27 protein-coding genes are annotated in these 23,847 nt (G+C 46.6%); 10 read left to right on the top strand and 17 right to left on the bottom strand.

Going from position 1 to position 23,847, the window contains the following annotated elements:
* Positions 1 to 6: 6 nt before the first annotated feature.
* Positions 7 to 213: a SlyX family protein gene (locus tag Q0241_RS03800; protein WP_299373335.1), complete on the top strand. Its 207-nt coding sequence runs from the start codon at positions 7 to 9 to the stop codon at positions 211 to 213.
* 56 nt (positions 214 to 269) lie between these two features.
* On the opposite strand, the gene Q0241_RS03795 is transcribed toward Q0241_RS03800, so the two are convergent.
* From Q0241_RS03795 to Q0241_RS03785, 3 genes are all read right to left on the bottom strand, one after another.
* Positions 270 to 710, bottom strand: a complete 441-nt coding sequence (locus Q0241_RS03795; protein ID WP_299373332.1) for a GNAT family N-acetyltransferase — start codon at positions 708 to 710, stop codon at positions 270 to 272.
* Between the two features lie 35 nt (positions 711 to 745).
* The gene (locus Q0241_RS03790) at positions 746 to 1,777 is read right to left on the bottom strand and encodes a diguanylate cyclase (RefSeq protein ID WP_299373329.1); all 1,032 of its coding nucleotides are present in this window, start codon (positions 1,775 to 1,777) and stop codon (positions 746 to 748) included.
* A gap of 149 nt (positions 1,778 to 1,926) precedes the next feature.
* Positions 1,927 to 2,265, bottom strand: coding sequence for a DUF2794 domain-containing protein (locus Q0241_RS03785; protein ID WP_299373326.1), 339 nt, complete (start codon positions 2,263 to 2,265; stop codon positions 1,927 to 1,929).
* A gap of 212 nt (positions 2,266 to 2,477) precedes the next feature.
* On the opposite strand from Q0241_RS03785, the gene Q0241_RS03780 reads away from it, so the two are divergent.
* Positions 2,478 to 3,737 carry an FAD-binding oxidoreductase gene (locus tag Q0241_RS03780; protein WP_299373323.1) on the top strand — a complete coding sequence of 420 codons (1,260 nt, stop codon included), beginning with the start codon at positions 2,478 to 2,480 and terminating at the stop codon, positions 3,735 to 3,737.
* Between the two features lie 12 nt (positions 3,738 to 3,749).
* On the opposite strand, the gene Q0241_RS03775 is transcribed toward Q0241_RS03780, so the two are convergent.
* Positions 3,750 to 4,127, bottom strand: a complete 378-nt coding sequence (locus Q0241_RS03775; RefSeq protein WP_299373320.1) for a hypothetical protein — start codon at positions 4,125 to 4,127, stop codon at positions 3,750 to 3,752.
* 259 nt (positions 4,128 to 4,386) lie between these two features.
* On the opposite strand from Q0241_RS03775, the gene Q0241_RS03770 reads away from it, so the two are divergent.
* Genes Q0241_RS03770 through der form a run of 3 tightly spaced genes read left to right on the top strand, consistent with a single transcriptional unit; the run spans position 4,387 to position 7,891 of the window.
* Entirely contained in the window at positions 4,387 to 5,028 is a 642-nt protein-coding gene (locus Q0241_RS03770) for a tetratricopeptide repeat protein (RefSeq protein ID WP_299373317.1), read from the top strand.
* A gap of 17 nt (positions 5,029 to 5,045) precedes the next feature.
* Positions 5,046 to 6,368 (top strand): PQQ-binding-like beta-propeller repeat protein, encoded by a 1,323-nt coding sequence (locus tag Q0241_RS03765; RefSeq protein WP_299373314.1) that lies wholly within the window; start codon positions 5,046 to 5,048, stop codon positions 6,366 to 6,368.
* Between the two features lie 38 nt (positions 6,369 to 6,406).
* Positions 6,407 to 7,891 carry a ribosome biogenesis GTPase Der gene (gene der, locus Q0241_RS03760; RefSeq protein ID WP_299373311.1) on the top strand — a complete coding sequence of 495 codons (1,485 nt, stop codon included), beginning with the start codon at positions 6,407 to 6,409 and terminating at the stop codon, positions 7,889 to 7,891.
* 56 nt (positions 7,892 to 7,947) lie between these two features.
* Here der and Q0241_RS03755 read toward each other — a convergent pair whose 3' ends face one another.
* The 10 genes from Q0241_RS03755 to rpsF form a co-directional block, all read right to left on the bottom strand.
* Positions 7,948 to 8,670 carry an SDR family NAD(P)-dependent oxidoreductase gene (locus Q0241_RS03755; RefSeq protein ID WP_299373307.1) on the bottom strand — a complete coding sequence of 241 codons (723 nt, stop codon included), beginning with the start codon at positions 8,668 to 8,670 and terminating at the stop codon, positions 7,948 to 7,950.
* A gap of 10 nt (positions 8,671 to 8,680) precedes the next feature.
* Positions 8,681 to 10,138, bottom strand: a complete 1,458-nt coding sequence (purF, locus tag Q0241_RS03750) for an amidophosphoribosyltransferase (protein WP_299373304.1) — start codon at positions 10,136 to 10,138, stop codon at positions 8,681 to 8,683.
* A 34-nt stretch (positions 10,139 to 10,172) separates the two neighbouring features.
* Entirely contained in the window at positions 10,173 to 10,862 is a 690-nt protein-coding gene (locus Q0241_RS03745) for a CvpA family protein (protein ID WP_299373301.1), read from the bottom strand.
* 22 nt (positions 10,863 to 10,884) lie between these two features.
* The gene (radA, locus tag Q0241_RS03740) at positions 10,885 to 12,297 is read right to left on the bottom strand and encodes a DNA repair protein RadA (RefSeq protein ID WP_299373298.1); all 1,413 of its coding nucleotides are present in this window, start codon (positions 12,295 to 12,297) and stop codon (positions 10,885 to 10,887) included.
* An 81-nt stretch (positions 12,298 to 12,378) separates the two neighbouring features.
* Positions 12,379 to 13,179 (bottom strand): ABC transporter ATP-binding protein, encoded by an 801-nt coding sequence (locus Q0241_RS03735; RefSeq protein ID WP_299373295.1) that lies wholly within the window; start codon positions 13,177 to 13,179, stop codon positions 12,379 to 12,381.
* A complete protein-coding gene (locus tag Q0241_RS03730) occupies positions 13,176 to 13,949 on the bottom strand; it encodes an ABC transporter permease (protein WP_299373292.1) in 774 nt (257 codons plus the stop codon). The genes Q0241_RS03735 and Q0241_RS03730 overlap by 4 nt, the downstream gene beginning before the upstream one ends.
* Before the next feature lie 268 nt (positions 13,950 to 14,217).
* A complete protein-coding gene (locus tag Q0241_RS03725) occupies positions 14,218 to 15,744 on the bottom strand; it encodes a replicative DNA helicase (RefSeq protein ID WP_299373289.1) in 1,527 nt (508 codons plus the stop codon).
* 184 nt (positions 15,745 to 15,928) lie between these two features.
* Positions 15,929 to 16,495 (bottom strand): 50S ribosomal protein L9, encoded by a 567-nt coding sequence (gene rplI / locus Q0241_RS03720; protein WP_299373286.1) that lies wholly within the window; start codon positions 16,493 to 16,495, stop codon positions 15,929 to 15,931.
* A 15-nt stretch (positions 16,496 to 16,510) separates the two neighbouring features.
* Positions 16,511 to 16,768: a 30S ribosomal protein S18 gene (gene rpsR / locus Q0241_RS03715; protein WP_047764749.1), complete on the bottom strand. Its 258-nt coding sequence runs from the start codon at positions 16,766 to 16,768 to the stop codon at positions 16,511 to 16,513.
* 11 nt (positions 16,769 to 16,779) lie between these two features.
* Positions 16,780 to 17,247 carry a 30S ribosomal protein S6 gene (rpsF, locus tag Q0241_RS03710; RefSeq protein ID WP_047764748.1) on the bottom strand — a complete coding sequence of 156 codons (468 nt, stop codon included), beginning with the start codon at positions 17,245 to 17,247 and terminating at the stop codon, positions 16,780 to 16,782.
* A 402-nt stretch (positions 17,248 to 17,649) separates the two neighbouring features.
* Between rpsF and fabD the strand changes: the two genes are divergently transcribed.
* The 5 genes from fabD (at position 17,650) to mltG (ending at position 22,159) form a co-directional block, all read left to right on the top strand.
* Complete coding sequence (fabD, locus tag Q0241_RS03705; RefSeq protein WP_299373270.1) at positions 17,650 to 18,591, top strand: ACP S-malonyltransferase; 942 nt, start codon at positions 17,650 to 17,652, stop codon at positions 18,589 to 18,591.
* A gap of 90 nt (positions 18,592 to 18,681) precedes the next feature.
* A complete protein-coding gene (gene fabG, locus Q0241_RS03700; RefSeq protein ID WP_299373265.1) occupies positions 18,682 to 19,422 on the top strand; it encodes a 3-oxoacyl-[acyl-carrier-protein] reductase in 741 nt (246 codons plus the stop codon).
* Between the two features lie 187 nt (positions 19,423 to 19,609).
* Positions 19,610 to 19,846, top strand: coding sequence for an acyl carrier protein (locus Q0241_RS03695; RefSeq protein ID WP_046507651.1), 237 nt, complete (start codon positions 19,610 to 19,612; stop codon positions 19,844 to 19,846).
* 77 nt (positions 19,847 to 19,923) lie between these two features.
* Complete coding sequence (fabF, locus tag Q0241_RS03690; RefSeq protein WP_299373253.1) at positions 19,924 to 21,186, top strand: beta-ketoacyl-ACP synthase II; 1,263 nt, start codon at positions 19,924 to 19,926, stop codon at positions 21,184 to 21,186.
* Between the two features lie 112 nt (positions 21,187 to 21,298).
* Positions 21,299 to 22,159, top strand: a complete 861-nt coding sequence (gene mltG / locus Q0241_RS03685) for an endolytic transglycosylase MltG (RefSeq protein ID WP_299373250.1) — start codon at positions 21,299 to 21,301, stop codon at positions 22,157 to 22,159.
* A gap of 106 nt (positions 22,160 to 22,265) precedes the next feature.
* On the opposite strand, the gene soxA is transcribed toward mltG, so the two are convergent.
* The 3 genes from soxA to soxY form a co-directional block, all read right to left on the bottom strand.
* A complete protein-coding gene (gene soxA, locus Q0241_RS03680; protein WP_299373247.1) occupies positions 22,266 to 23,120 on the bottom strand; it encodes a sulfur oxidation c-type cytochrome SoxA in 855 nt (284 codons plus the stop codon).
* A 27-nt stretch (positions 23,121 to 23,147) separates the two neighbouring features.
* A complete protein-coding gene (gene soxZ, locus Q0241_RS03675; RefSeq protein WP_089945921.1) occupies positions 23,148 to 23,477 on the bottom strand; it encodes a thiosulfate oxidation carrier complex protein SoxZ in 330 nt (109 codons plus the stop codon).
* A 23-nt stretch (positions 23,478 to 23,500) separates the two neighbouring features.
* A partial coding sequence (gene soxY / locus Q0241_RS03670) for a thiosulfate oxidation carrier protein SoxY (protein ID WP_299373236.1) occupies positions 23,501 to 23,847 on the bottom strand: 347 nt, incomplete at its 5' end.

The raw sequence follows: 23,847 nt of genomic DNA, 5'->3' as shown, positions 1-23,847 counted from the left end.
CACGAAATGGCCGAGATAGATGATCGTATGAATGTTCTCGAAGGTTATATCGCTGAGCAGGATAAAACCATACAAGAGCTCAGTGATGTGCTGGCAGAGCAATGGCAGGTTATTGAAAAGTTGACCAAACGCCTTGAACGTTCAGAACGGGTTATTGAGCAAATTGTCAGTGGCCAAGATGATAATGTAGGGCCCGTTGGTTTTGTATCCTGATAGGGATTAGTTATCCAACAAAGAAACTGTGGCTCGGATTAAGCTGAAGAAATTCCTTACAAATATGGGCGTGAATAAAAGTTATCCCATTCTTCTGAATGAGTAAGCTCGAAACCGTGTTTTATGTAAAAGTTATTGGCCTTGCTTTCTTTTAATGCACAGAGTTTCAGGGGAAGTTTTTTACTCCTAGATATTTTAATTATTTTGTTCATAACGCAAGATCCCACTCCACCACCTTGTGTGGCGGGATCTATATAAAGATGATCAAGCCAGAGGTAATTCTCTCTCGCCAAAAGAACATAAAACCCGATGATTTCGTCACCCTGTAAAACAAGTGTTGTTTTATCTGCGGTGAATTTATTCGCAAAGCGTTCACGTGCGCGCTCAGGATCGAACCGCCCGACATTCTCCAAACTCTCTCTCATTACTGCGATACGAATTGAAATGAGTTTTTCCAAGTCTGTAGACATCGCTGTTTTGAAGGAGAGTGGTATCATAAGGTATTTATATAGCTAATCAGGGATTGTGAGTTTTAGGAAATTTCTTGTATCACGCGGTTACGGCCTTGGTCTTTTGCTCTGTAGAGTGCTTCGTCTGCACGTTGGATAAATCCTTCGAGGGATTCGCCCTTAACGTATTTTGAAACGCCAATTGAAAGGGTAATTCGACCAAATTCTTGACCCGTTTTTTTGTTTCGTAAAACTTGTTTGGCGATTTTTTCACGGATCTGGTTTGCAAGGCTTGTGGCATCGTGAAGGCTTGTGCTCGGTAAGATGCATGTAAACTCTTCCCCTCCGTACCGAGCAGGTGTGTCCTGTCCCTTCACAGCGCTTTTTAATTGGCGGGCAACAACTCTCAGGACTTCATCACCAACTCTGTGACCGAAGGTGTCGTTAAACTTCTTAAAAAGATCAATGTCCATTAGAAGTAAGCAGAGGTCGGAATTTTCTTCGTCTGCTTTTTTTGCCTCTTTATTAAGATTTGTATCAAAAAGCTTTCGATTTCCAATTTGCGTCAGTGCATCGGTTAAGGCTTCCGTTCTGACTTTCTCCAGGTTTTCCTGAAGCGTATCGATTTCACTTGATGATTTTTGTAGCTGGCTTTGAAGAGTTTTATTCTTTTCTGTAATTTCGGCAGTTTCGCGCACGATTTCTTTTACAAAATTCTGTAAAGACGACGCGTTGTCTTCTCCGGCCATATCATCGGCAATGCTTGTAATCTTTTCGCCATAGGTCGCGTTATCACTTCCCGCTTCGCTGATCTGCTGGATTACCTGGGCCAACGTATCTTGTATTCTTTCTCCAGCTTCTTGCAGGTGAGCGCCATGAGTTGTGTCGGCGAGATAAAACCGCTGATACAGTTCATTACAGGTTTCAGGAGTAAACTGCTTTTCGTCCTGAATGATTTTATCGACGGCAATTTTGAGATCAGTATTTTTACCACTGACATAATCATACCAGATTGTATAATTCGGTGGGGTAGAGGGGATACCCCTTTGTACCATAATAGTGATAGCTTGCTCTGCGTAAGCTTGTGCATTTGTGAAACTATCGGCAACCAGCATTTACAGTTTTTCCTTAAAGCTTACATACTTATTAAATTTAATTCACAGGGCTGACGTCTGCCTTGATTGAGGCATTAAATTAATCAGATCTGTTTTGGCGACAGAAATATTTTAATGCTTATACTTATTTATAGAATCTCAGGCGTTAATCAGTAGCTAACAGGATGAAGAATATTATTAAAAACTTCGAGGGCTTCGGATAAATTTCGGGTTCTTTTTAATTTTTTATGTCCATTAAACACCGTATATTCTTCATAACGGTTTTTATGCCCCATAGACTTTACGACAGCAAATAAGGGGGTTTCATGTGCATGTCTGAAGATGGAGAAAACGGCGGAATCCCCTAACATATCAATGGCATAGTCTCGCCATTCTCCTTTGGCGACCCTTTGGCTGTAAACTGATAACAGTTGCCCTAATTCTTGTTTGTTAAAGGTGATTTGTTGAGAGGTTTTCTTCCCCTTGTTCAGGTAGTAAACAGTGGTCATTCAGCACCCTTTATGTAGCGAATATCCATTCTTATAGGTTGGCTGATTTTTATGAGAAGGTCCATACCTAATAGCCGAAGCATTCCGGGGCAATAAGCCTGAATGATATCTGCCAAAGATGTTGATCTATTCAGATTTTATCCCGATATTGATTTAGCTTCTGGTTAATTGGCTAGGTCTGAATTGTCATCGCATATTTTGTAGAGAGTTGTATGTCTAATCCTAGAGAAATAAAGAAATACGATGTTGCCGTAATTGGCGGGGGTATGGTTGGCATTTCTTCTGCTCTATGGCTCCAGAAGAGCGGGTATTCAGTTTGTATTATTGATCGCTGTTCTCCGGGTAACAGTACTGCCAGCGGAAGTGCATGTACCTTTGCGGATTATGCCTGCATACCAATTAATTCTCCGTCATTACCATTTAAAGTTCCTGCCATGGTTCTGAGCAAGAATAGTCCTTTTGCCGTAAAGTGGAATTATATTTATCGGATGTTTCCTTGGCTTAGCCAGTTTATATCCCATTGTCGGCCAAAAGAAGTTACACGCATTATTAATGCTTTGGCGGTGCTGCTTTCGAAAGCAGAAAGTGGCCTGATGCCCTTAATAGAAGACGCTGGTGCGAAAGATCTTATTCAACGACAGGGCTGTCTTTATTTATATAATACTGAAAAAGGCTATAGAGCCGCAAATTCAGATATTTTAGCCAGACAAGAACGTGGCGTGTCCCTTCGTGAAGTCGAGGCTGGTGAAATATATGAACTGGAACCAAGCTTGACGAACATATTTTATAAGGGAGTGTTTTTTGATAAATCGTTTCAGTTTTTGTATCCAGGGAAATTGATTGAGCGATTAACAGAGCATTTTGTAAGTCAAGGAGGGGCCGTTTTTCTGGAAAATGTTAAAAAACTGGAAAGTTCTGGTGATCAAAACGTGCGCGTCCAGTGCGAAAATGTGGAATTTCTCGTTCAAAAAAGTGTTGTCGCGGCAGGTGCGTATTCACTGGATTTGCTTCCTTCTCTTGTTGGGAAGATGCCGTTGGATACAGAACGTGGTTACCACATTATGCTCGATGCACAGAACGCATCTCTTAGCCGTCCTGTAGGGTGGGCGGAAAAAGGATTTTATATGACACCATTGAGCGATCAGGTACGTATAGCGGGTACTGTAGAGCTTGGTGGATTACAAAAGAATTATACTGAAAGCTTGATGAATTATCTGGAAAGAACGGCTAAAATAGCACTATCAGATTTGGGAGAACGTCAGAGTGAATGGCTGGGGTTTAGGCCATCAATGCCAGATGCGTTACCTGTGATAGGCCCTTCTCCGGAAAATAGGAACATCATACTCGCTTTTGGACACCAGCACGTAGGGCTAACCTTGGGGGGAATTACAGGAAAAGTAGTTTCTTCTATAGTCGGAGGAAAGAAGTCATCTTTTGACCTTTCCCCATATAGTCCAAAGCGGTTTGCCTAATCACTTAGCACGTTAATTCCCTGATGCTACGTTTGATGGTGGCGTTTGTTTACTATGGTATATCGTTGTTTGTGAGCTAGCTTCCTGATAGGGGCTTTCATAGCAGGTCACACCACCAATATTACGGTAGCAATACAAGTTTTCGTAACCAGAATTCGCCAACCCATTTTCCAGCTGTTCATCTCTACAATAGGGTTCACCTTTTGACGAATAGACAATGGAACAGTCTTTAGCCATTGCCCAGCTAACAAAATGGTCTGTGATGGTTTTATCTGTATGGACAAGTGTCCCAACGCTGGCCGCGGCTGTTACGGGGTCCGTTAAGCTACATCCGGCTAACGAGATTGCCGCGGTAATACTTATCAATAATGCACTTAAGAGACGTTTCATAATTTTGCCTAGTTTAAAGCCGATCATTAGGTCGGTAATATACCTATTTGCGAAGTCTACGGCATCTTCGTAAATAAATTATTAGGAAATTAGACGATGATCTTCGATCGTGTATCTTCTTATTTGATGATTGCGATTGTTGTAAGAGTAAAGTTTCTATATAAAGTTCAACGAATTTCGAGTGATGACTGATTAGCCGTGAGCTTTGAAAAAAGTTTTACGCTAATGGCAGTACGCCAAAACGAGGGATAATTAATTCGTGGCTGATATTTTTCAGGAAGTTGAAGAAGATCTGAAACGTGAACGCGTTGAAGTTCTTTGGAAAAAATATGGTAAGTGGGCGATTGGTGCAGCTGTTCTTGTCGTTGCGGCAACAGCTGGTTTCCAAGGCTGGGAAAGTTATAAAAGCACAGTCCAAGCCGAAAAATCTGCAACTTTTGCAGCAGCGTTGGAGTTGTCCCAGGCTGGTAAAGCTGATGAAGCAGAGAAGGTGTTAACACCTTTGGCTCAAAGTGATGATGGTTACGGGACGTTGGCTCGCTTTGAACAGGCCCGTCTTCTTGTCGAAGCTGGCGACACAACAGCTGCGGTTAAGGTTTGGGATGAAATTGCGGCAAGCAGTCCACCACTCTCTACGCTAAAAGATGTGGCTTCTTTACTCGCGGCGATGCATTTGGTTGCAGATGGTGATCTTGCTGATGTGAAGCAACGCTTGGCCGGTTTAGCTGTTGCAAACGGGGCATTCCGTTATAGTGCTATTGAACTACAGGCTATTGTTGCTTTACGCGAAGGTGACAACACAGCAGCTAAAGCACTTTTTCAACAGCTTATCGATGATGTTGATACACCAAATGGAATCAAAAGTCGTTCTAGTCAAATACTAGAGAGCTTGGCGGAGTAAAATAGATGGGGATGGGGATGCGTAAAAGCCTGTTGATACTTGGTCTGGGCTTTGTTCTTTCTGGGTGCAGTTTGGCCGATGAGTGGTGGGGCGAAGACGAAGCTCCGCCTTTACCTGGTGCACGTATTTCTATTCAATCTGTTGATAAAGGGTTACAGGCTGATCCATCAATAAGCGACCAGCGAATTGTTTTGCCCCAACCTTTCATGAATACCTATTGGACTCATAATGGTGGCAACCCTGCCCATGCAATGTTCCATCTTTCTTTAGGGGATCTACCCCGAGAAAGCTGGAGTGATGATATTGGTGAAGAAAGCGATGGCGATGAGCTGATCCTCGCTCAACCGCTTGTTGTCGAATCTGTTCTCTTTACAATGGATTCCCGTTCGACGGTAAAGGCCTATGATCGCCTGACGGGTCGAGTTTACTGGGAAAAAGATCTTGATCCGCATGATGAAGATGATGGTTTCTTCGGGGGCGGTATTGCCTATGCGGATGGTCGAATTTTTGTTTCTACTGGGTTTGCTAGGATTTTTGCTCTGGATGTCCGTTCTGGTGATGTCATTTGGTCTCAGGATGCACCTGCTCCGATCAGGGCCGCACCAACAGTCAACGGCGGCCGTGTTTTCATTGTAACGCTTGATAACCAAACCCTTTCCCTTGCTGCTGATGATGGCCGTCGTTTATGGAGCCATATCGGTCTTCAATCTGAAACCAGTTTGCTTGGTGGGGCGAGCCCCGCAATTGCCGGACGTAAACTGGTGGTGCCTTATTCTTCAGGCGAGATTGTTGCCATTGACGTGATCGAAGGGGACGAGGAATGGAACCTGAACCTTTCTTCTGTCAAAAAGACTGACCCGTTGACCGATCTCGCCCATATTAAAGCGATGCCAGTTATTGACAGAGACAGGGTAATTGCCATAAGTCACTCTGGTCGGATGGTTGCTATTGATCTCAAGGAAGGTGTACGTCTTTGGGATACCGATATTGGCGGCGTACAGATGCCATGGGTTGCGGGTGAGTTTATTTATGTTTTGACGAATGACTCGCAGATTGCGGCTGTCAGAAGGCAAGATGGCCGTATTCGCTGGATCCAGTCTTTACCACGTTTTGCCGATCCCGAAGATCGTAAAGGGCTGATTGCATGGCAAGGCCCTGTATTGGCAAGTGACCGTTTGATTATTGCCGGATCTCATGGCGAGGCAATTTCTTTATCACCTTATACCGGCGATATCCTCGGATATCTTGAGCTTCCTGACGGAGCTGCTATGCCTCCGGTTGTTGTTGGGAATAGCTTGTATTTCCTGACTGCTGAAGCAGAAATTATCGCGATGCAATAAGCCCTTGGGGCTAAAGCGCGAGAAGAAAGACAAACAAAATGACTTTTACGGTCGCTATTGTAGGGCGTCCCAATGTGGGCAAATCTACACTCTTTAATCGACTTGTTGGAAAACGGCTTGCTCTTGTTGACGATCAACCTGGGGTAACCCGGGATCGAAGAGAAGGTGATGCCTATCTTTTTGATTGTCGGTTTCGAATTATTGATACTGCAGGTTTAGAAGAAGCTTTTGATGGCAGTCTGGAAGCGCGTATGCGCAGGCAAACTGAACGTGCTGTTGAAGACGCTGATCTTGTTATTATGGTTATTGATGCCCGTGTGGGTGTTATGCCAATTGATGAGCATTTTGCAAAATACCTTCGTCGTGGAAAAACACCTATCGCGTTGATGGCAAACAAGTGCGAGGGCAGGGTTGGCGAACAGGGGCTTATGGAAGCCTATTCATTAGGTCTTGGTGAGCCTATTCCATTTTCTGCCGAACATGGTTTGGGCAGCAGTGATCTCTATGATGTTATCAAAGAGCATATGACACGTGCCGCGGAATCAAAGGCATCGTCAGAAGTATTTGAGAAGTCAAAAACAGATTCAGGTTCGACAAATAGTCTAGATGATGAAGCCCAATCCGAAGATCAGGATAATTTAGACGAAGATGAATACTCTGAGGACGAATTAGAGGTTTTGGAAGATGATGAGGCCGAGCGCGGACCTCTGCAGCTTGCCATTGTCGGACGCCCGAACGTTGGTAAATCTACGCTAATCAATAAGCTGATTGATGAAGACAGGTTGTTGACGGGTCCTGAAGCGGGGATCACACGGGATGCAATTTCCATTGAATGGGAATATCGGGGAAAGCCCCTTAAACTTGTTGATACAGCAGGGCTTCGTCGTCGATCTAAAATCGAAGATAAAGTGGAAAAACTTTCTGCCTCTGATACCATTCGTGCTTTGAAATATGCACAGGTTGTTGCTCTGGTTTTGGACGCTGATGGTGTCTTGGAAAAGCAGGATTTAACGATCGCCCGAACGGTAATTGATGAGGGACGTGCGCTTATTATCGTTGTGAATAAATGGGATACCTGTAAAGACAAAGATGAAGTTATGCAGCTGGTGAAAGATCGCCTTCAAACATCGCTGCCACAGGTCAAAGGCATTCCTGTCGTGACAATATCTGCCCTTAAGGGGCACAAGCTGAATAAGATGTTGGATACTGTCTTTGATATTTATGATGTCTGGAATATTCGTTTGCCAACAGCTGGTCTAAACAGATGGCTTGCAGAGTTGATTGAACGCCATCCACCGCCTGCGCCGGGTGGACGACGCATCAAGTTGAAATACATTACTCAGGCCCGGACACGGCCACCGACTTTTGCGATTTCCTGTTCCTTGCCAGAGGATCTTCCTGCATCCTATACAAGGTTTTTGGAGAACAATCTCCGTGAAACCTTTGATATGCCAGGGGTTCCCCTTCGTATGCATATGAAAAAGGGAGATAATCCCTATGCAGGTAAGAAAAAGAAGACTTAAAAGGTAATAAAAAAGGCTCCGGTAAGGAGCCTTTTTTGGTAAGTAGTCAGGACAAGCTATTCTTCTCTGATATCAATAAACTGTCCATTCAAGGTACAGTCGACAGAAGCCAGATCAACAAAAGTATCAGTGATCTCTTCTGGTGCTCTGAGTGTCATAGGGTCTTCGCCGGGGAAAGCTTTTTCCCGCATTGTTGTTCTGATTGGTCCGGGTGAAATCAGATTAGCTTTGACGTTCGTTTTTTCAATTTCACAGGCATAGGACTGAACCAAAGTATTCAGAGCAGCTTTAGAGGCTTTATAAAGACTCCAATAGGCTTTGGCTGTTGATCCTGTCGTGACAAAGATAGCTCGACCCGCGTCTGATTTCTTTAGCAAAGGGTCAAGACTTCTGATGAGACGATAGTTCGCGGTGACATTGATATCAAAAGTCTCTTGCCAGATCTTGGGTTTGATATGACCAATGGGGGATAGCGGACCAAGTGATCCTGCATTTCCAACGAGGATATCAAGTTTGCCATAGCGATCGTATAGTGATGCGCCTAGTTGATCTAGGCCATCCATGTTTTTAAGATCATGTGGAATGAGGATAGGGTTTTTACCGCCTTCAGAGCGAATCTCATCATCAATTTCTTCAAGGGCACCAACTGTTCTGGCCATGAGCAAGAGTTGAGCCCCTTCTTGTGCAAAGCGTTTGGCAACAGCGCGTCCAATACCACGAGACGCACCTGTAATAAGTGCGATCCGGCCTTCAAGCCGCCCGTTATCTGCATTCTTCATGAAAAACGTCCTACCCGGCTTTTTTTGATTGCATAAATCTTGGCACGTCAACGACGTGATCTTTATAGTCGTCGATCTGAGTTGGATAGTGCCCGGTAAAAGGTGCATCACAATACTGAGGTGCCTCTGGATTACGCCCTTCTTTGCCCATCGCACGGTACATACCGTCAATGGTTAAGAATGCGAGGCTATCAACACCAATATGCTTGGCCATTTCTTCCAGATCCATTTGGGCAGCAAGCAACTCTTTGGATTGTGAAATATCAATGCCATAGAAATATGGATATCCAATCGGCGGAGAGGCGATGCGCATGTGGACTTCTTTCGCGCCAGCAGCTTTTACCATCTCGACGATCTTGATAGAGGTCGTTCCGCGCACCAGCGAATCATCTACAAGAATGACGCGCTTTCCTTCAAGAACGGCTTTGTTTGCATTGTGCTTCAGCTTTACGCCAAGATTTCGGATCTGTTGGCCTGGTTCAATAAAGGTCCGGCCGACATAGTGATTTCGAATTATGCCGAGTTCAAAAGGAACACCGGATTCTTGTGAATAGCCGATCGCGGCGGGAACACCTGAATCCGGGACCGGAACAACAACATCTGATTCTACATGACTTTCTTGTGCCAGTTCTTTCCCGATGTTTTTACGTGCATCGTAAACACTGACACCATCAATGACTGAATCTGGCCGGGCAAAATAGATATATTCGAAAATACATGTTTGCTGACGTGTTGGCGGAAAAGGACGCAGGGACTGAACACCGTCATCATTAATGACAATCATCTCACCGGGATCAACATCCCGAATGAAGTTTGCCCCGATAATGTCCAGAGCACAGGTCTCGGAGGCGACGACATAACCGCCCTCTAGTTCGCCAAGAACCAAAGGTCTGATCCCATGGGGGTCGCGGACGGCGATAACGCCTTCTTTCGTCATGCATAGAAGGGCGTAGGCACCCTCAATACGCTGAATGGCATCAGTAACTTTGCCAACAATGGTATCCTGAATAGAGGTTGCGACGAGGTGTAAAATCACCTCGGTGTCCATTGTTGACTGAAAGATGGAGCCACGCATGACCAATTGGTCACGGATTTTTTGAGAGTTTGTCAGATTTCCATTATGGCAAAGTGCAAAGCCACCGTCGTGAAGGTCAGCAAAGAGGGGTTGCACGTTTCGCAAAGCTGTTTCGCCAGTAGTAGAATAGCGCGTGTGCCCGATAGATACATGCCCCTTCAGGCGTTCGATAACTTCCTGTGATGAAAAGTTATCGCCGACATGCCCCAGGGCACGATGGTTATAAAACTCATTACCATCATAGCTGATGATGCCAGCCGCTTCTTGTCCTCGATGCTGAAGAGCATGAAGGCCCAGAGTAACAAGAGCCGCAGCCCCTTCGTGTCCATGCACGGCATAAACACCGCATTCTTCGTGGAGCTTATCATCATCATGAAAATCTTCGAGTGTCATGGCTTTCGCTTTCCTGAACTCAGTAATAAATCCGTTATTCGCTGCCACTTACGGCATCTATGGTCTTTTGCATTTGTGAACGCATCTCATCGTTATAGCCAGAAGCATCTTCGCTATCTGATGAGGATTTTGATTCCGGGCTTATCAAACGTTGATAAGTTTGTGTCGCATTATAGGTTTGTCGGGCAGCCTCGGCCTGCTTGAGAACCTGTCTAATGGTCTCATTATGAAATTTTTCAGGTAAAGCTTTTACTAAGATTGCTGAAGCTTGCTGAATCGAGGGTCGTGTTTTTGCCCGTTGAACATCCTCTGGCCAGCCCTCTTTTTCTGGCATGAGAAATACAAAGAGTGCAATCCAGGTTATACTGACAATTATTCCACCGCGTACTAGCCCGAATAGAAAACCGAGCGAGCGGTCAAGAGGACCAAATGTGCTTTCCCGGACATGTCGACAGATAGCTCTGATCATTACCATGAAAAGGCCAAGGGTAATCACAAAAAGAGCAAACCCGGTGACGATTTCAGCAACAAAGGGGATGTTAATAAATTGCTGTACGTAGGGTAGTAGAGGATGGAATGTCCAAAGGGTGACAAAGCCTGCACCAATCCATGATGCTACAGATAGGACTTCGTGCACGAAACCCCGAAACAGAGCAAAGAGACCTGAGACGACAATGATGCCAATTACAGCGACATCGAAGAGTGAGATGGGTAAGTTTTCCATCAATACCTAACAATTTTGCCGGTTAGCCACCCGCAGTTTTCTTGACTGATTTAGCCGCAAACAATGCAACCAGATCCTGCAGATGTTCAATCTGTCTTGTATCTAACCCCGAAGCGGCCTTATTACAATTCTTCTTTGCACGAATAGGCGGAATTATTGCATTTTTAAAACCAAGCTTTGTGGCTTCTTTTAACCTGCTTTCAGATTGGTTGACGGCCCTGATTTCACCTGAAAGGCCAATTTCCCCAAATACAACAGTATCTTCGGGGACGGGAATGTCCATGGCTGCTGAAATTAAAGCGGCAGCAACGGCCATATCTGCTGCTGGTTCTCCGATCCGCAGACCCCCGGCAACATTTAGATAAACTTCATTCCCGGCGAGTACGAGACCACATCTAGCTTCCAGAACAGCGAGGATCATTGCCAATCGACCAGAATCCCAACCGACAACTGCGCGTCTTGGGTTTGCCTGTTGTGAGGGAGAGACAAGTGCTTGTATTTCGACGAGAACTGGGCGCGTGCCTTCCAGCCCTGCAAAAACGGCTGCGCCTGTAACATTGCCACGCCGTTCTGCAAGAAAGAGCGCTGAGGGATTTGAAACTTGCTCAAGCCCTTGTTCTGACATCTCGAAGACGCCAATTTCATCCGTTGGACCAAAACGGTTTTTTACGGCGCGTAAGATTCTGAAATGATGCCCGCGTTCCCCTTCAAAAGTAAGAACGGTATCAACCATGTGTTCCAGAACTTTCGGCCCGGCAATGACGCCTTCTTTTGTGACGTGACCAACCAGTAAAACGCTAAAGCCCCGTGCCTTGGCCAGTTGGATCAGTTCTTGGGCCGATGCCCGCACTTGAGAAACTGTTCCGGGGGCAGAATCCAGGCTGTCCACAAACATTGTTTGTATAGAATCGATAACGACAACTTGTGGAGCGTCATGTTCATCAAGTGTGGTGGCGATGTCACGAACAGACGTTGCCGAGGCGAGTAGAAAATCATCGCCTTTCAAACCCAGACGACGGGCTCTCAGACGGACCTGATCAATGGCTTCCTCGCCAGAGATGTAAACACACTTAACACCTGCGCTTGTTGTGAGGGCTGCTAATATCTGGGTGAGAAGCGTTGATTTCCCAATGCCTGGGTCTCCACCGATCAAAACGGCTGAGCCTGGAACGAGTCCGCCACCACAAACCCGATCGAATTCAAGGTTTTTACTGATCATTCTGGGAACGGGCTTGCTTGTACCCTCTAGGCTAACAAACTCAATTTGTTTGCCTTTACGGACATTCTTTTTACCAAGGCCACCTGGAACGGGGGATGATGACCCAGCTTCTTCTGTGATAGAGTTCCACTCGCCACAGGAATCACATTTCCCTGACCATTTTGCATAGTCAGCACCGCAGGACTGACAAACGTAGCGAATTACGGGGCGGGCCAAAGGGATCTCCTGAATTTATCGTGGTGCCGTTTTTAATTTACCCGACTTAAGACGGGCTTGATAAGGGTATTAGGCTGTTGGTCAATCATTATGGGCAAGGCTGACTTTTATCGGTCCGTCTAATAGTCCATTTATAAATTGATGGACATAAGGATTATCAGTTTTCTCGAGTTCGTCTGTTGGGCCAACCCATGTGATCTTGCCGTCATAGAGCATGGCGATACGATCAGAAATTCGTTTTGCTGAATCCATGTCGTGCGTAATTGTTAGACCTGTTGCGCCAAGTTCCTTAACAGACTTAACTATCAACTGATCAATGACGTCGCCCATGACAGGGTCCAGACCCGTTGTTGGTTCATCAAAGAACAGGGTCTCTGGTGTTGTCGCAATTGCGCGTGCAAGGCCAACCCGCTTTTTCATGCCGCTCGAAAGTTCAGCAGGAAACTTAGCTGCAAAACGTTCCCCCAATCCAACTGCGGATAGTTTTTCAAGGGCGATACGATGTGCCTCTTTTTTAGGAACACCGTGAGCTTGGATCAAACCGAATGCAACATTGTCGAGGATGGTGAGTGAATCAAAAAGGGCGGCATATTGAAAAAGCATGCCAAACTTTCGGCGTACCTTTTCCATGTCATCACTGTTGAGGCCAACGATGTTTTGTCCATTGATCTCTACAGTTCCAGCATCAGGCCGTAATAAACCTAGAATGCACTTTAACAGCACAGATTTTCCTGTCCCCGAGCCACCTATGACAACAAGGGATTCGCCTGCGTAAACATCCAGATCCAGATTGTTGAGGATGACTTTGGGGCCAAAGGCTTTGGTCAGTCCCCTGATCTTTATTCTGATGTCCTTGCCGGGTATATCTGTTTTGTTGCTCATATTGAGAAAAACAACTCAGTTATGATGTAGTTGAAGGTGAGAATGAGGATAGAAGCGGATACAACCGCGTTTGTGGTCGCTGCGCCCACGCCTTGTGCGCCACCTCTTGAATGGAAACCGTGGTAACACCCCATCAAGGTAATAATAAATCCAAAGGCTGCTGCTTTGACAAGGCCAGAGATAACATCAAGATTTTCCATGAAATCAATGGTGTTCTTGATGTAAGTTGCCGGGTTAAAACCAAGCTTGTGTACGGAAACGAGATATCCCCCGAAAACACCAATTGTATCTGCAACAAGTACGAGGAGGGGAAGCGTTAACACCCCTGCGATAACACGGGGAGCAATAAGGTATTTAAAAGGGTTTGTTGCTAGGGTGTATAGGGCGTCGATTTGTTCTGTAACCCGCATCGTACCAATTTCGGCAGCCATGGCGGCGCCAACGCGACCAGCAACCATCAAACCGGCTAACACAGGGCCAAGTTCACGGGTGATCGAGACGATAACGACGTTTGGGATAGCGCTTTCAGCAGAAAAACGTGCGAAACCAGTGTAGCTTTGCAGCGCGAGAACCATACCGGTAAAGATTGCGGTCAGACCAACGACGGGGAGAGAATAATACCCAACCTCGATCATCTGCTTCAGGATAAGCTTCGGATAGAAGGGGGGCCGAAAGCAATGCGAAATTGCTGTTCCAGCAAAAATGGAAAGACGCCCGACAATCTCCAAAAAACGTAGAGTAAGATTACCAAGAGGTTGAAGAATGGGCATACATTTTACCGTTATGAACAGAGATTGAGATGATTAAATTGAGATCTATTGAAAAGCTGTTGAATCAGACTGTAACGAGTATTGAGCTTGATTTGTCCAGAATTTCCTTCCCCCAAGGATTTATCCGCTTCACTATTAAAGGCAACTTTATTTGCGAACGTGCGATTAGAAAATTGCCTCTAATAGGGTAGGCACAATACCTAAGGTCTTCTTTTGCGTCAATCTAGGCCAGTGCAAAGTGTTGGGTTATTTGTATTAATCAGGGAAATTAATAGCTTTCAGGAAGTTGGTCTTCCTCTGCCAGGTCAGAGAATTTCGTAAACTCGCCATTAAAGTGGAGTTCAACAGAGCCAATAGGGCCGTGACGTTGTTTACCGACAATCATCTCGGCTTTGTTTCTGGCTGCATCCAGACGTGCTTCGTGATTGGCCAGTTTTTCGTGAAATCTATCGGTTGAATCATCGGCACCTTGTCCCGGTTTTTCACGGGCAATGTAATATTCATCACGATAGAGGAAGATCACAACATCAGCATCCTGTTCAATCGAGCCGGATTCACGAAGGTCAGAGAGCTGGGGACGTTTGTCTTCGCGTTGTTCTGTTTGACGGGAAAGCTGGGAAAGCGCGATGACGGGTACATTCATCTCTTTCGCAATCCCTTTCAGGCCACGTGAAATTTCTGAAACTTCCTGAACACGGCTATCGCTTTTGCCGCCGGGAGCACCTGACATCAGCTGTAGGTAATCGACGATAATAATATCCAAACCATGTTGTCTTTTCAGACGCCTGACACGATTTCGAAGCCCCGGTATTGTCAGGTTCGGTGTGTCATCAATAAAGAGCTTATAGTTGGATAGGGCACGACTGATCTGAAAGACGTGCTCGAACTGATCTTCAGTTAGCTCACCTTTACGCATTAAATGCGATGGTGTTTCCGCCGCAGAAGACAAAATCCTGCTCGCCAGCTGATCTGCTGACATCTCCAATGAAAAGAAAGCAACTGACATCGGAATGTCGACTTCATCGCCTTCGGCATTGTGCCCGGATTTGGTTGCTTGCGCGATGTTAAAGGCGATGTTTGTTACAAAGGCGGTTTTACCCATGGACGGGCGAGCGGCCAGGATAATCAGATCAGAATGGTGGAAGCCACCAAGAAGTTTATCAACATCACGCAGACCACTTGATACGCCGGAAATACCATCGCCCTGTTTCATGGCAACATCGATGTAATTCATTGATGTTGCAAGCGCATCAGCAAATGATACGAAGCCGCCTTCGGTCTGACCTTCTTCTGCCAAACGATAGAGCTTTTGCTCTGCGCCCTCAATTTGCTGGGTCGCTGAAAGTTCTAACTCATGTGTGTGGGCATGATTGACGACCTCTTCGCCAAGATCAATTAGCTCTCTACGGATATAGAGGTCGTGAATGATCTTGCCGTATTCAGACGCATTGATGATTGTAACAACGTTGCTTTGAAGCTCAGCCAGGTAGCTCGTGCCGCCCAACTCTTCCAAGTTACCGTTGCTTGCAAAAAAGTTCTTTAGAGTCGTAGCGTTTGCCAGTTGTCCGCGTTCAATGAGTGTTTTGCAGGCATGATAAATCTCAGCATGAGCAGGATCAGCAAAATGAACAGGAAGGAGGAAATCAGAGATTCTTTCAAAAGCTTTGTTGTTAGACAGTACTGCGCCTAACAGAGCTTGCTCAACCTCGTAATTATGAGGAGGAGAGCGGAGTTCTTGTCCATCATCAAAGGGGATGTCTGAAACATCAAAGGGAGGAATCGCGTGATCTTCCATGGCCTCGAATCTAGAAAATTATTATCAACAAGCGCTTGATCATATCTGTTTTTTGTTCCCTGTTCAGGGCAAAAAAAGAGCGCAGAGGAATGTAGCTCTTTAGGGATGAGAAGTACAGGTTGGAAATGAAAACGGCACCTCGAAAGGTGCCGTCTCATAAAACTCAAAAGTGAGAAAAGAAGACTTACGCTTCTGTTTCTTCTTCTGTGATTTCTTCTTCAACTACTTCTGCAACAGCTTCACGTTCTTCAGCGGCTTCCTCATTGGAAACAGCACCGCCAGAGCTAAGCTGTAGCTCAGCTTCTTCAGCAGAACGTGCAGTGTTAACAACAATGTTAACGGTAACTTCTGGGTGTAGCATAACTTTAACGTCGTGCAGACCAAGAGTTTTGATAACTTTGTTGAGAACAACCTGAGAGCGAGCAACAGTGATGCCAGCTTCAGTAACTGCTTCAGCGATATCACGAGTGTTTACAGAACCGTAAAGCTGCCCGGAATCACCAGCCTGACGAATCAGGGAAACAGTTAGGCCTTCAAGCTTACCAGAAACCTGTTCGGCTTCTTCGCGACGCTTGAGGTTGTCTGCTTCCAGCTGAGCACGCTGGTTTTCGAAGTGTTCAAGATTTGATTTAGTTGCGCGCATAGCTTTCTGCTTTGGAAGCAGGAAGTTACGAGCATAACCAGGTTTCACGGTGACAACATCACCCATTTGACCAAGTTTTTCGATGCGTTCTAGAAGGACGACTTGCATGATAAAATCTCCTTCTTACCCGATCAAGTATGGCAATAGAGCAAGGAAGCGAGCACGTTTGATAGCTTTTGCAAGCTCGCGCTGTTTCTTTGCAGATACTGCAGTTATACGACTTGGTACAATTTTACCGCGCTCAGAGATGAAACGCTGCAGAAGACGTGTGTCTTTGTAGTCGATCTTTGGTGCGTTTGCACCAACGAACGGGCAGCTTTTACGGCGACGGTTAAATGGGCGACGTGAACCAACGCCCTGGCTAACGATTTGAACGGCCATGTTTCTCTTCCTTAGCTAGCTGTTGCTTCACGAGGAGCGCGATCACCACCCTCACGAGGAGGACGACCACCACGATCACCACCGCGGCCACCACGATCACCGCCGCGGTCATCACGACCACCACGACCACCACGACCACCGCGCTCATCACGGCTGCCACGGTTTTGCATGACGACAGAAGGCTCTTCTTCGAGTACATCAACTTTGATAGTTAGTGTACGAAGAACATCGTCGTTCAAGCGCATAACACGTTCCATTTCCTGGACCGCTGCAGATGGAGCATCGATGTTGAGAAGAACGTAATGACCTTTGCGATTTTTCTTAACGCGATAGGCCATGTTACGCAGACCCCAGTATTCGGTCTTAGCAACAGAACCACCATTTTCGGTGATAATAGCAGTAAACTGCTCAGTGAGTGTATCGACCTGAGAGGACGAGATGTCCTGACGTGCGATATATACACATTCATAAAAAGCCATAGTTACTCCTCACGGCTTTGTGGGTAGAGGAAAACCTATACCCGGAGCTGGTGTCCTTGTTTCCGCTAGAGGTCACCAGCAAGGAGTTGATTTAGTGCGGATTAACGTGCGGAATATAGCGATCTTGCTGCGCGGGTCAAGCTCTATAGTGTGTGTGGCAACTAACTGATTGAAAAGATACGATTATGCCTATGTCTTTATTGTATGGTTTCGCCCTTGAAAATTATTAGGTACTCATGCCGTTGCATAATCAACTGTAGAAGGCTATTTCTGGGGCAACACAAATACCCTGAATGTTGTTTGTTCATCAACAGATTAAAGTCTTGACGGTTTGATTGGGCAGGCGGGTGTAATGCAGCGTTGTTACACCAAGACATCAGCGCGTTTAATAAGGAGATTATAATGAAGCGTGCATTTGTTTTTCCTGGGCAGGGATCTCAGGCCGTTGGAATGGGGAAAGAGCTAGCGGAAGCTTTTCCAGTAGCCCGCGAAGTTTTTGAAGAAGTTGATGAAGCTCTTGGGCAAAAGTTATCAGCCTTGATGTTTGAGGGACCAATTGACGAACTCACGCTTACAGAAAATGCCCAACCTGCTTTGATGGCGGTAAGCACAGCAGTGACCCGTGTGTTGCAGAACGAAGGTAGCTTATCCTTGAGTGATCATGCTGCTTTTGTTGCGGGACATTCTCTTGGTGAGTATTCAGCATTAACGGCCGTTGGCACCCTAGAGTTGGCTGATGCAGCACGTTTGCTGAAACTACGTGGTCAGTCAATGCAACTGGCCGTTCCTGTTGGTGAGGGCGCTATGGCGGCTCTTCTTGGGTTGGATTTTGAAGACGCTCAAGCTGTTGCAGAAGAAGCAGCGCAGGGTGAAGTTTGCTCCGCTGCGAATGATAATGCGCCTGGGCAGGTTGTTGTTAGTGGTCACAAAGCTGCTGTTGAACGTTGTTTGGAAATTGCAAAAGCCAAAGGGGCAAAGCGAGCTGTATTGTTACCAGTGTCAGCCCCTTTCCATTGCTCATTAATGGCTCCTGCGGCGGATGCCATGGCCGAAGCTTTGGCTTCTGTGACTTTACGAGCCCCATCTATACCCGTTGTTTGTAATGTTTCGGCTGATATGGTCACGGATCCGGAGACGATTCGTAAATATCTTGTCCAGCAGGTGACGGGTGTTGTTCGTTGGCGCGAGTCCGTACTTTATATGCGCGTAAATGAAGTTGAGCAGTTGGTTGAACTTGGTGCTGGTAAAGTATTGAGTGGTCTTAATCGCCGTATTGACCGGGACCTTACTTCTGCAAATGCCGGAACGCCCGCAGAAATTGAAAGCCTGTTGAAGAGTCTTTAAAAAAATCTCAAAGCAGAAGTTCTGGTACTTGGTATCATGTCTGAAATTGAGTACCCTTCTGCGCATAAATATTGATCTTAGGAGTATAGGATGTTTGATCTTTCCGGTAAGACAGCACTTGTAACAGGTGCTTCCGGCGGTATTGGTAGTGCAATTGCCAAGGCGTTGCATGATCAGGGGGCCGTTGTTGGTCTTTCTGGAACCAGAGTAGAAGCGCTTGAAAAGGTAGCTGCTGAACTTGGCGGTGATCGGGTCCACGTTTTACCCGCGAATCTATCAGACCCAGATGCACCAGCTGATTTGGTGAAGCGTGCTGATGAGGCGATGGGGCAGCTGGATATCTTGGTAAACAATGCGGGACTTACCCGTGATAACCTTGCTATGCGTCTAAAAGATGAAGACTGGGATACAGTCCTTGCTGTTAATCTTACGGCAAGCTTCCGTCTGTCCAAAGCATGCCTTCGCGGTATGATGAAGCGTCGTTGGGGGCGGATCATCGGGATTACCTCTATTGTCGGAACAACGGGTAATGCTGGTCAAACTAATTATGCTGCGTCAAAAGCAGGGTTGATTGGTATGAGCAAATCTCTGGCGCAAGAAGTTGCATCACGGGGGATTACGGTAAATTGCGTGGCGCCTGGCTTCATTGCAACGGCTATGACCGATGTACTAAATGATGATATAAAAGAAAATCTTTTAAGTGGTATTCCTTGCGCAAAGCTTGGCTCACCCGAGGATATCGCAGCTTCCGTAGCATATCTTTCAAGTAACGAAGCTGCTTATGTGACAGGCCAGACCTTGCATGTTAATGGCGGAATGGCCATGATATAATCAGTATTTGACCCTCTGGCGTTGAATCTTTATGAAAGATAAACGATTAAGAGCGTTGGCAAGCCGACTTAAAGTGTGTTATGAGGCGGCGCTTCTCTGTATTTAGCAGGGCAAAAATAGATAATTCAGGCCTTAGGGTCGTTAGTAAAACCGCCGAAAGGCGATAAATAGTTAAGGGCTAAAGTTTATGAGCAACGATGTCGCTGATCGCGTAAAGAAAATTGTAGTTGAACACCTCGGTGTTGAAGAAGCCAAAGTTGTGGAAAGTGCAAGCTTCATCGACGATCTTGGTGCTGACAGCCTGGATACTGTCGAACTCGTTATGGCATTTGAAGAAGAGTTCGGTTGTGAAATTCCAGACGATGCTGCTGAAAAAATCGTAACAGTTCAGAACGCTGTCGATTTCATTTCAGAAAACGTTTAATCGTTTTTTAGAAGTTTATAACGCCGGGGAACTCCCCGGCGTTTTCGTCTTTAATAGCGTAGAGACTTTGTAAAATCATGCGTCGTGTCGTTATAACCGGTCTCGGTATGGTATCTCCGCTTGGATGTGGTGTTGATCACATATGGTCACGCATTACCAACGGTGAATCAGGTCTAGGTAAAATTACTCAATTTGAGGCAGCTGATTTGCCGTGTCAGATTGCGGGTGAAATTCCTGTTGGCGAAACCGCTGACGGCTACTTTAATGCGGATGATCATGTCGCAGCAAAAGATCGCCGTAAGCTTGATCCCTTCATTGTATATGGCATTACTGCTGCTCAACAAGCTATTGAAGACGCGGGCTGGAAGCCTGAAGATGAAGAAAGTTTGTTCCGCACGGGTGTGATGATTGGCTCTGGTATCGGAGGTCTTCAAACCATTGCAAATGGGGCGGTGATGATTGAGGAAAAGGGACCGCGTAAGCTTTCACCGTTCTTTATCCCTTCATCTCTAATTAATTTGATTTCTGGTCACGTTTCTATCCGTTATGGATACAAAGGACCAAATCACTCGGTTGTGACCGCCTGTTCAACCGGTGCACATGCCATTGGTGATGCTGCGCGGTTGATCCAGTTAGATGATGCTGATGTGATGGTTGCTGGTGGTGCCGAAGCTGCTGTTTGCAGACTTGGAATTGCTGGCTTCTGTGCTTCACGTGCGCTGTCTACCAGCTATAATGACGCTCCTGAAAAAGGGTCACGTCCTTGGGATAAAGGACGTGATGGTTTCGTTATGGGCGAGGGCGCTGGTGTCGTTGTGCTTGAAGAGCTTGAGCATGCGAAGGCACGTGGTGCTACAATCTACGGTGAAGTTGTTGGTTATGGCTTGTCCGGGGACGCTCATCACATTACGGCGCCACCACCTGATGGTAATGGTGGTTTCCGCGCGATGTCTGCTGCTCTAAAACGTGCAGGTATAAACGCAGGTGATGTGAATTACATCAATGCTCATGGTACTTCTACTCCTTTGGGGGATGAGATCGAATTTGGTGCTGTAAAACGTCTGTTTGGTAATAACGAAGACGTTTGTATGTCATCAACCAAATCAGCTATCGGTCATCTACTCGGTGCTGCTGGTGCTGTTGAAGCAATCTTTTCCGTGAAGGCTATTAAAGAAGGTGTGATCCCGCCAACACTTAATTTGGAAGATCCATCTGACGAATGTCAGGGGATTAATCTGGTGCCTCTTGAAGCCCAGGAACGGAAAATTGATGTTGCGCTCTCCAATTCTTTTGGATTTGGTGGAACGAATGCAAGCCTAGTGCTTAAAGCATTCAGATAAGTTCACTTAAGCTGTGAGTGAAGAACAAAAAGTATCTACGAGGCCCTCTTTCTTTAAGTGGGCCTCGCTTGTTATAGCCCTAGGAATTTTATGCCTTTCAATTGTATTGTACATGGGGCAACAAGAATTTCTTGCGCCTGGCCCTCTCAAAAAAGATCTTACTATTGTGATCCCTAAAGGGTCTGGATTAGAGAAAATATCTAACATCCTGAAGGATGAAGGTGTCATTCGTGAACCGCTTATCTTTCAGTTGGGGGCTCGCTACACAAAAAAAGCAAGAAATTTAAAAGCAGGCGAATTTTTAATGCCGGCTGCTGCTTCAATGCAGAGTGTCATTGAGATACTGGTAAACGGTAAAACTGTTAGTTACTCAATTACAATACCTGAAGGAAAGACATCCTACGAGATTGTCGAAATACTACGGAATAATCCTGATTTAGTTGGTGAAATTGATGATGTTCCCGAAGAAGGGAGCCTTTTGCCCGAAACCTATCAATTTGTCCGGGGAGACAGTCGTCAATCAATTCTGGACCGAATGGAACAAGCATTAAGCGCCAGTCTTGATAAACTGTGGGACAGTAGACAGGAAGGTTTACCGCTCAAGACCAAAGAAGAAGCATTGGTTTTGGCATCTATTGTTGAAAAGGAAACCGGGATTGCAGCTGAAAGACCACTTGTTGCAGGGGTCTTTATCAATCGCTTGAACTTGAAAATGCGTTTACAGTCTGATCCTACGGTAACCTATGGGATAACTCTTGGTGCTAAGTCTTTGGAACGCAGTCTATCGCGTAAAGATTTGAAGACACCTACGTCTTATAATACCTATACGATTGATCGGCTTCCTCCTGGGCCAATTGCTAATGTTGGCTTGTCTGCGCTAGAAGCTGTAACTCAACCTGCTAAAACAAAATATCTTTATTTTGTCGCGGATGGCACTGGCGGCCATGCTGGTTTGAAGAAAGTCACGCCGTGAGATCATTTGGTAGGTCCTTTACGCCTTAATACATGCGGATTTTTGAATGTTTTGAGAGGTGAAAAGCCCCACACCGGTACTTCGGAGCGGGGCCTTCAAGCGACAGTTAGTTGCGGACGGACGGGCCTTCGACCGACAGACCATTGCCACGGGACGCGACATACAACTCAAGTGCTACAAACTCGGGGCTACCTGGGTTGTAAGTTTCAGCGCGTGTATCGCGTACACACCCTTTGAAGCGAGCGTGAGCCGAGTTCAGCTTAGTGTTTTTCAAGCGATATGTAGGGAAGCCGTTGATCTGGCCTTGGCTCAAATGGTCCGCGCGGATCATCTTGCCGTAGCTGTCTTCGTGGCAATTCGCGCAGGACAGTTCCAACTGACCAGTGCGTGTGTAATAGAGTTCTTTGCCCTCCTCCCACGTCGACTGGGCCGGGCCGTCAATCGCAACATTGACCGGAAGGCCACGCGACACAGAAGCCAGAAGCGCTGTCATATTGACCATGTCGCCGCCCGTGTACTTCCACTTTTCAGCACCCATACGGTTTTCACGGCAGTCGTTGATCTGCATCTCCATCGTGAACACCTTTTCCGCGGCGTCGTTCCACTTGGGGAACGTCGGGCGAACCTCGGCCATGTCAGACGAAGCACCATGACAGTCTGCGCAAGATTTGCCCTCGGACCCATCTGCCGTGTTCCAGACGTCCTCCGCCTGCTCCACAAAAATCATGCCCGGGTTATCGAAATCATCGGCTTGCATTGCGCGGGTTTCAGTGCCGCGGAACAGCCAGCCGGACATGACTTCGTCCAGAACGTCCGACACGTGGTCGGGTGCAGCAGTGCGGGTGACAAGCGTCATCTCGGCGTTGATTGTCAGCGTATCATCCACTGGGTCGGCCATGGCGCCAGCCGCCACGGTTCCCGCTAAGATAAAGGCGCCAAGCGCTCCCTTAAGTATGGTCATAGTCATCCCTCCCGGATTGTTTAGCGGTCACTCGATGGCAATTTTCTTGCTCTCTTCGTAGACGGATCCGTCGTCGTCGTACCAAGTGAACTTGAACTCGCCGGCTTCCGGAACTTTCGCTTCAAACTCCAAGTAGGGGTTTGTTGAGATCGCTGGCTCAAGCGTCACATCAACAACATTCTCGCCGTTGAAGTCGCATGTGAACCGGTTGATGATCGAGCGCGGGATGACGTTGCCGTCGTCGTCTTTGCGCTGGCCAGATTCCATCTTGTGGCTGATCAGCGTCTTGATCGTGATTGTGTCGCCAGCAGCTGCCTTTTTAGGCACCTTGACGCGGGGCTTTACACCTTTTGCCATTTTCGAATTCTCCTTGAGATACCTTAGCCGCCGCAGCCGCCGATTGTGACTTTGACCGTGCTGGATGCTTGCACAAATGACCCGTCGGCCAGTTTTGCAATTGCAACCACATCCTGCGTTCCTGCCAGCCGAATCCGCGTCGATGCAGAACGGGAAGCGGCCAGTTCACCGAATTTGAATGTGGCCACTTTGGGGGTAGGATTGCCCAAGGCCAGAACCATGATTTCGGTTGCTCCGTTCGAGGACACACCGATTGGAACAGTGTTTCCGTTTTCGGCGATTTCGGGAGCGGTCAGTTCAATGTCGCCCGCGCCTATCTCTGCGCCACCTGTGAATTCGGCAATCACGTCTTCGGCTGCGGCAGAGGCCT

Source organism: uncultured Kiloniella sp., assembly GCF_937128705.1.
Taxonomy (GTDB): domain Bacteria; phylum Pseudomonadota; class Alphaproteobacteria; order Kiloniellales; family Kiloniellaceae; genus Kiloniella.
Note: the sequence above shows the minus strand (reverse complement) of the source record. Positions and strands in the feature narration are given on the sequence as shown.

Bases quoted from the DNA above. Each gene is read 5' to 3' on its own strand.
- rplI (WP_299373286.1), bottom strand. From the start codon at position 16,495: ATGCAAGTCGTCCTTCTAGAACGCATCGAAAAACTTGGTCAAATGGGT.
- Q0241_RS03730 (WP_299373292.1), bottom strand. From the start codon at position 13,949: ATGCCCATTCTTCAACCTCTTGGTAATCTTACTCTACGTTTTTTGGAG.
- Q0241_RS03765 (WP_299373314.1), top strand. From the start codon at position 5,046: ATGCGTAAAAGCCTGTTGATACTTGGTCTGGGCTTTGTTCTTTCTGGG.
- Q0241_RS03775 (WP_299373320.1), bottom strand. From the start codon at position 4,127: ATGAAACGTCTCTTAAGTGCATTATTGATAAGTATTACCGCGGCAATC.
- soxA (WP_299373247.1), bottom strand. From the start codon at position 23,120: ATGACCATACTTAAGGGAGCGCTTGGCGCCTTTATCTTAGCGGGAACC.
- soxZ (WP_089945921.1), bottom strand. From the start codon at position 23,477: ATGGCAAAAGGTGTAAAGCCCCGCGTCAAGGTGCCTAAAAAGGCAGCT.
- Q0241_RS03780 (WP_299373323.1), top strand. From the start codon at position 2,478: ATGTCTAATCCTAGAGAAATAAAGAAATACGATGTTGCCGTAATTGGC.
- purF (WP_299373304.1), bottom strand. From the start codon at position 10,138: ATGACACTCGAAGATTTTCATGATGATGATAAGCTCCACGAAGAATGC.
- mltG (WP_299373250.1), top strand. From the start codon at position 21,299: ATGGGGCAACAAGAATTTCTTGCGCCTGGCCCTCTCAAAAAAGATCTT.
- Q0241_RS03695 (WP_046507651.1), top strand. From the start codon at position 19,610: ATGAGCAACGATGTCGCTGATCGCGTAAAGAAAATTGTAGTTGAACAC.
- rpsR (WP_047764749.1), bottom strand. From the start codon at position 16,768: ATGGCCGTTCAAATCGTTAGCCAGGGCGTTGGTTCACGTCGCCCATTT.
- Q0241_RS03790 (WP_299373329.1), bottom strand. From the start codon at position 1,777: ATGCTGGTTGCCGATAGTTTCACAAATGCACAAGCTTACGCAGAGCAA.
- Q0241_RS03735 (WP_299373295.1), bottom strand. From the start codon at position 13,179: ATGAGCAACAAAACAGATATACCCGGCAAGGACATCAGAATAAAGATC.
- Q0241_RS03800 (WP_299373335.1), top strand. From the start codon at position 7: ATGGCCGAGATAGATGATCGTATGAATGTTCTCGAAGGTTATATCGCT.
- Q0241_RS03795 (WP_299373332.1), bottom strand. From the start codon at position 710: ATGATACCACTCTCCTTCAAAACAGCGATGTCTACAGACTTGGAAAAA.
- der (WP_299373311.1), top strand. From the start codon at position 6,407: ATGACTTTTACGGTCGCTATTGTAGGGCGTCCCAATGTGGGCAAATCT.
- fabF (WP_299373253.1), top strand. From the start codon at position 19,924: ATGCGTCGTGTCGTTATAACCGGTCTCGGTATGGTATCTCCGCTTGGA.
- rpsF (WP_047764748.1), bottom strand. From the start codon at position 17,247: ATGGCTTTTTATGAATGTGTATATATCGCACGTCAGGACATCTCGTCC.
- Q0241_RS03725 (WP_299373289.1), bottom strand. From the start codon at position 15,744: ATGGAAGATCACGCGATTCCTCCCTTTGATGTTTCAGACATCCCCTTT.
- fabG (WP_299373265.1), top strand. From the start codon at position 18,682: ATGTTTGATCTTTCCGGTAAGACAGCACTTGTAACAGGTGCTTCCGGC.
- Q0241_RS03785 (WP_299373326.1), bottom strand. From the start codon at position 2,265: ATGACCACTGTTTACTACCTGAACAAGGGGAAGAAAACCTCTCAACAA.
- Q0241_RS03745 (WP_299373301.1), bottom strand. From the start codon at position 10,862: ATGGAAAACTTACCCATCTCACTCTTCGATGTCGCTGTAATTGGCATC.
- fabD (WP_299373270.1), top strand. From the start codon at position 17,650: ATGAAGCGTGCATTTGTTTTTCCTGGGCAGGGATCTCAGGCCGTTGGA.
- Q0241_RS03755 (WP_299373307.1), bottom strand. From the start codon at position 8,670: ATGAAGAATGCAGATAACGGGCGGCTTGAAGGCCGGATCGCACTTATT.